Raw genomic sequence first — 6,000 nt, forward strand, 5'->3', positions numbered from 1 at the left:
ACGCCGGGGGCGCCTGCGGGTGCCCCCGGCCCGGTCTGACGCGTGATCGACAAACCGGTGGACGGGCCGCGGACGGCGCCGCAGACTGGCGCGCATGTCATCTCTCGTACGTCACATCACCATCGACTGCGCCGACGCCTACCGGCTCGGCACCTTCTGGGCCGCGGCCCTGGACAGCAAGGTCCACGACGACGACAAGCCCGGCGACCCCGAGGCACTGGTCGAGGCCCAGGGCTCCGCGCTGCTGTTCGTCACCGTGCCCGAACCCAAGTCCGTGAAGAACCGCGTCCACCTCGACCTGCAGCCGCAGGACCGCACCCGCGACGAGGAGGTCGAGCGGCTGCTCGCGCTCGGCGCCGCCCCGGTCGCCGACCACCGCCGGCCCGACGGCACCGGCTGGGTCACCCTCGCCGACCCCGAGGGCAACGAGTTCTGCGTCGAGCGGAGCGCCGCCGAGCGCGCCGGCGCCTGACCCCGGGCCGGGCCGCCGTCAGCCGCGCTGCACCAGCTCGTCGTAGGTGGAGAGCACCTGGGCGACGGTGTCCGCCTCGTCCGGCCAGGTGAGCTGCTGCTGGCGGCCGGCCTCGGCGAGTTCGGCCCGCCGCCCGGGGTCGCCGAGCAGCGAGCGGACGGCCCCGGCCAGCGCGGCGGCGTCGCCGTACGGGACGAGGACGGCGGCGTCGCCGACCAGCTCGGGCACCCCGCCGACCGCGGTGGAGACCACCGGCACCCCCGCCCGCATCGCCTCCTGGACGACCAGCGAGCGGGCCTCCCACCGGCTGGAGACGACCACCAGGTCGGCGGCGGCCAGCAGGTCCGGCACATCGGTGCGGTGGCCGAGCAGCTGCACAGGCAGGCCGTCGGCGGCGACCCGCTCGCGCAGGCTCGGGCCGTCCGGGCCGTCGCCGGCGAGCGCGACCAGCGGGTCGAGGTCGCCGAGCCGGCCGGCCGCGTCCAGCAGCAGGCCGAAGGACTTCTGCGGCACGAGCCGGCCGATGGCGACCAGCAGCGGCCGCTCCGGCTCGTCCTTGCCGCCGAACAGGGCCGCGCGGGCGGCCTCGCGGTCCAGCGTCGCGGGCGGCAGCGGCGGGGCCGCGATCGGGCCGAGCCGGGCGTCGGTCGCGCCGAGCTCGCGGGCCCGGGCGACCAGGTCGGAGGAGGCGCCGAGCACCAGGTCCGCGGCGCGCGCCACCCGGCGCTCCATCAGCCGCTGCAGCCGGCGGTCCAGGCCGGTGGCCAGCATCGCGTGGTGCGACGTCACCACCAGCGGCGTCTCCGGGCGCAGACCGGGGAAGCGGCCGGCGGTGCGCAGCGCCAGGTCGGAGAGCAGGCCGGCCCGCAGGCCGTGCGCGTGGACGACCTCCGCGCCGGTGAACGCGCGGCGCAGCTCGCCGATCGCTGCGGCGTCGCTGCGGGCGCCCGCGGTCGGGGTGATGTCCACCGGGTGGAACCGGGCGCCCGTGCGGGAGAATCCGAACCGGGTGTCCGCGCTCTGCGGCGCACAGACCGTCACGGTCACCCCGTGCGCGACCAACCCCTGGGCGAGCGACCGCACATGGGCGCCGATGCCCCCGGTGCCGGCCGACAGGACGAGCACCGCCCGTAGCTGGCCGGGTTCTTCATGGGCCGCTGCGGCGCCCTTGGCGGCGGAATGGTCCACGTCGTCTCGCTCCGACTCGTTCAGGTGACGAGCACCGTCGCCGGACCCCCTGCCCCGGCCCGGGTCGGCCGACAGCTGCCCCCGCCCGCCGGTGGGCGGGGAAGGCGGGTTCCCGCGGACGGTCCTCGGGACTGGAAAGCCATTGTCCAGCCGCCACCATGCCAGGTCGGGCCGGGTCTTGGACAGTCGGCGCCGCGTGCGGGCGCGTCGGGGGCCGCTCCCCCGGTCGGAGGAGCGGCCCGGCATCGGGCCTGCCGTCAGCGGCTGCGCGGCGCACGGGCCGCGGCGAGCAGTTCCTCGGCGTGCGCACGGCCGAGTTCGGAGTCCTCCAGGCCGGCGAGCATCCGGGACAGTTCGCGGACCCGCTCCTCGTCGGTCAGCGCCTTGACGCCGCTTCGGGTGACGGTGCCGTCGTTGGTCTTCTCCACCACCAGGTGCCGGTCGGCGAACGCCGCGACCTGCGGCAGGTGCGTGACGACCACGACCTGCGCGGACTCGGCGAGCTTCGCCAGCCGGCGGCCGATCTCCACCGCCGCCTTGCCGCCGACGCCCGCGTCGACCTCGTCGAAGAGGTACGTCGGCACCGGGTCGGCACCGGCGAAGACCACCTCGACGGCGAGCATCACCCGGGACAGCTCACCGCCCGAGGCGCCCTTGGCGATCGGCCGCGGCTGCGCGCCCGGGTGCGGGGCGAGCAGCACCTCGACCTCGTCCACGCCGTGTGCGCCGTAGGCCACGGTGCGCTCGCCGACCTCCAGGCCGGACGGGTCGTCGACCTGGGTGATCGCGAAGCTCACCCGGGCGTGCGGCATGGCGAGTTCGGCGAGTTCCGCGGAGACCGCGGCGGCGAACCGGTCGGCGGCGCCGTGCCGGGCGGCCGACACCTCCGCCGCCAGCTCCGCCAACTCGGCCCTCAGCTCGGTCTCCTGGGCGCCGAGCTCGTCGATCCGCTCGTCGTCGCCGTCGAGTTCGGCGAGCCGCAGCGAGCCGGCCCCGGCCCACTCCAGGACCTCGGCGAGGGTGCCCTCGGCGCCGGCGTACTTGCGCAGCAGCTGGCCGAGGACGGCCCGGCGGTCCTCCACCGCGGCCAGCCGCACCGGGTCGGCGTCCAGGTCGTCGGCGTACCCGGCGAGGTCGCCGGCGACGTCGGCCAGCAGGTAGCCGACCTCGTTGAGCCGGTCGGCGAGGGCGGCGAGCCGCTCGTCGTGGTGGCGGACGGAGTCCAGCGCGCGGCGGGCCTGGGCGACCAGGGTGCCCGCGTCCACCGCGTCCGGGTCGGCCGGGTCGCCGGCCAGCGCGGCGTGCGCCAGGGTCGCGGCGGAGGAGAGCGCGTCGGCGTGGCCGAGCCGCTCGGCCTCCGCGGAGAGCTCCACGTCCTCGCCGGCCACCGGCTCGGCGGCGGCGACCTCGTCCAGGCCGAAGCGCAGCAGGTCGGCCTCCTGGGCGCGCTCCCGGGCCCGGGTGGTCAGCTCCTCCAGGGTGGCCGACACCTCGCGCAGCCGGCGGTACACCTCGCGGTAGCGGACCAGCGGCTCGGCGACCGCCTCGCCCGCGTACCGGTCGAGCGCGCCGCGCTGCCGGGAGGGGCGCAGCAGCCGCTGCTGGTCGGTCTGGCCGTGCACGGCCACGAGGTCCTCGCCGAGCTCGGCCAGCAGGCCCACCGGGACGGCGCGACCGCCGACGTGCGCCCGCGAACGGCCCTCGGCGGAGACCGTGCGGCTGATGAGCAGCTCGCCGTCGTCCAGCTCGGCGCCGGCCTCCAGGGCGCGGGCCACCACCGGGGATCCCTCGGGCAGGCTGAGCCTGCCCTCGACCACCGCACGGTCCGAGCCGTTGCGCACCAGCGCCGGATCCGCCCGGCCGCCGAGCAGCAGGCCGAGGCTCGTCACCACCATGGTCTTGCCCGCGCCGGTCTCGCCCGTCACGGCCGTGAACCCCGGTGCCAGTTCGACCACGGCGTCGTCGATGACGCCCAGATCCCGTATCCGCATCTCGTCCAACACGGTGACGACCTTACGAGGTACCACCGTCGATGCGCGACGAGCCCGCCCCCCGCAGCGCCAAGTTCATCCCTTCCGGGCCGGTTCCCCCGATCCCCGGGACACCGGACCGGCCGGGCGCCGGGCGGCTCACGCCGCGGGCGCTTCGGGCACGGTGCACCAGCGGAGGAAGAACTGGGCGAGCGGGCCGATGGCCAGCGCGTAGGCGATCGTCCCGGCGCCGAAGGTGCCGCCGAGCAGGATGCCGACGGTGAGCACCGTCAGCTCGATGCCGGTGCGGATGAGCCGCAGCGAGCGGCCGGTGCGCCGGTGCAGGCCGGTCATCAGGCCGTCCCGGGGGCCGGGGCCGAGCCGGGCGCCGATGTAGAGGCCGGTGGCGAGGCCGTTGAGGACGATGCCGGTGAGCAGCAGCGCGATCCGGGCGGGCAGCGACTGCGGGCCGTCGACCAGTCGCAGGGTGGCGTCCATGGCCGCGCCCAGCACCAGCACGTTGCCGACCGTGCCGACCCCGGGCCGCTGCCGCAGCGGCACCCACAGCAGCAGGACGCAGGCGCCGACGATGGTCACCCAGGCGCCGACGCTCAGCCCGAGGTGCCGGGCCAGGCCCTGGTGGAAGACGTCCCACGGGTTGCCGCCGAGCGAGGCGCGCAGCATCAGGCCCATGCTCACGCCGTACAGCACCAGCCCCGTCGCGAGCTGGGTCAGCCGGCGGCCCAGCCGGGAGCGCGCCTTCGGGGCGTTGCCGGCGCTCTGTGCGGCTGTCTCTGCGGCTGTCGGTACGGCTGTCGGTACGGCGTTCTCGTCGGCGGGCGCGGCGGTCGTGGCGGCCATCGGGTCTCCCTTGCGGTGATGCGCGGACTGGCGCCATCATGGGCGGTCCGCACGACCCCCATCCAGGTCCAATTCGAATCAGGTGGACTGGAAGTCCGATGTCCGAGTGGCACACCACCATCACCCCGCCGGCCCTCGCCCGGCTGCTGCGCTCCGCCCGCCTGCCCGACCGGGGCGACGGGCGGCGCTCCGCGTACCGCACGCTCGCCGGCCAGGTCCGGACGCTGCTCGCCGACGGCCGCCTCCCGGTCGGCACCCGGCTGCCCGCCGAACGCGAACTCGCCGCCGAGCTGGCCCTCAGCCGCACCACCGTGGCCACCGCCTACGAGGCACTGCGCACCGACGGCTACCTGCGCAGCCGCCGCGGCGCCGGCAGCTGGACGGTCCTCCCGGAGGGCACCCGGCCGCCCGCCGACGCCCTGCAGCCCGTCCCCCCGGACCAGCGCGACAGCATCATCGACCTCGGCGTCGCCGCGCTGCCCGCCCCGCAGCCCCACCTCGGCCGGGCCGCCGCCCGCGCCCTGGAGCAGCTGCCCGCGTACGCCGCCGGGCACGGCCACTACCCGACCGGGGTGCCGGTGCTGCGCGAGGCGATCGCCCGCCGGTTCACCGCCCGCGGCCTGCCCACCAACCCCGACCAGATCCTCGTCACCACCGGCGCCATGGGCGCCCTGCAGCTCGCCCAACGGGCGCTGATCGCCCGCGGCGACCGGGTCGCCGTGGAGGCGCCCAGCTACGCCCACAGCCTGCAGCTGCTGCGCCGCGCCGGGGCCCGCCTCGTCCCCGTCCCGCTGACCCGGCCGACCGGCCCGGCACCCCAGTGGGACCTCGCCGAATGGCGGCGCGCCCTGCGCGACACCGCTCCGAAGGCCGCGTACGTCGTACCGGACTTCCACAACCCGACCGGCGCGCTCGTCCCGGAGGAGCAGCGCCGCGCCCTGCTGGCCGCCGCCCGCGCGGCCGGCACCGTGCTGCTGGTCGACGAGACCACCGCCGAACTCGGCTGGGGCACCGAGGACAAGGCACTCCCCCGGCCGACCGCCGCGCTCGACCGCACCGCCCAGGTGCTCACCGTCGGCTCGGCCAGCAAGCTGCTCTGGGGCGGCCTGCGGATCGGCTGGCTGCGCGCCACGCCCGCCCTGGTACGGCAGTTGGCCGCGGACCGGGTGTTCGGCGACGTCGGCACCCCCGTGCTCGACCAGCTGATCGCCGCCGAGATGATCGCCGAGCAGGTCGAGGAGATCCGCGCCCACCAGCTGCAGCGGCTGCGGGCGAGCGCCGAGGCCCTCGGCGCGGAACTCCGACTGCGGCTGCCCGACTGGGAGTTCACCCTGCCGCCGGGCGGACTCGCACTGTGGCTCTCCACCGCGGGCGTCTCCGGGACGGCGCTCGCCCGGGCCGGCGAGCGGATCGGCCGGGGCGACCCGATCCCCGCCGCGCAGGACCTGACCGCCGACAGCGAGCCCGCACTCAAGCAGGTCCTCGAGATCCCCGGCTTCCGCGGCGTCT

The 6,000-nt window shown here is 76.8% G+C and carries 5 protein-coding genes; 2 read left to right on the plus strand and 3 right to left on the minus strand.

Annotated elements, in window-relative coordinates:
- Positions 1 to 94: 94 nt before the first annotated feature.
- Entirely contained in the window at positions 95 to 472 is a 378-nt protein-coding gene (locus AB0P35_RS13285) for a VOC family protein (protein ID WP_363510088.1), read from the plus strand.
- Between the two features lie 18 nt (positions 473 to 490).
- On the opposite strand, the gene AB0P35_RS13290 is transcribed toward AB0P35_RS13285, so the two are convergent.
- The 3 genes from AB0P35_RS13290 to AB0P35_RS13300 all read right to left on the minus strand — a co-directional run bounded on the left by AB0P35_RS13290 (position 491) and on the right by AB0P35_RS13300 (position 4,323).
- Positions 491 to 1,660 (minus strand): glycosyltransferase family 4 protein, encoded by a 1,170-nt coding sequence (locus AB0P35_RS13290; RefSeq protein ID WP_363510090.1) that lies wholly within the window; start codon positions 1,658 to 1,660, stop codon positions 491 to 493.
- Positions 1,661 to 1,917: 257 nt separating this feature from the next.
- Complete coding sequence (recN, locus tag AB0P35_RS13295; protein ID WP_095875366.1) at positions 1,918 to 3,651, minus strand: DNA repair protein RecN; 1,734 nt, start codon at positions 3,649 to 3,651, stop codon at positions 1,918 to 1,920.
- 138 nt (positions 3,652 to 3,789) lie between these two features.
- A complete protein-coding gene (locus AB0P35_RS13300; protein ID WP_363510101.1) occupies positions 3,790 to 4,323 on the minus strand; it encodes a hypothetical protein in 534 nt (177 codons plus the stop codon).
- Between the two features lie 266 nt (positions 4,324 to 4,589).
- Here AB0P35_RS13300 and AB0P35_RS13305 point away from each other — a divergent pair.
- On the plus strand, positions 4,590 to 6,000 hold a 1,411-nt coding region (locus AB0P35_RS13305), incomplete at its 3' end, for a PLP-dependent aminotransferase family protein (RefSeq protein ID WP_363510092.1).

Source organism: Kitasatospora sp. NPDC085879, assembly GCF_040686255.1.
In the GTDB taxonomy this organism is placed as follows: Bacteria; Actinomycetota; Actinomycetes; order Streptomycetales; family Streptomycetaceae; genus Kitasatospora.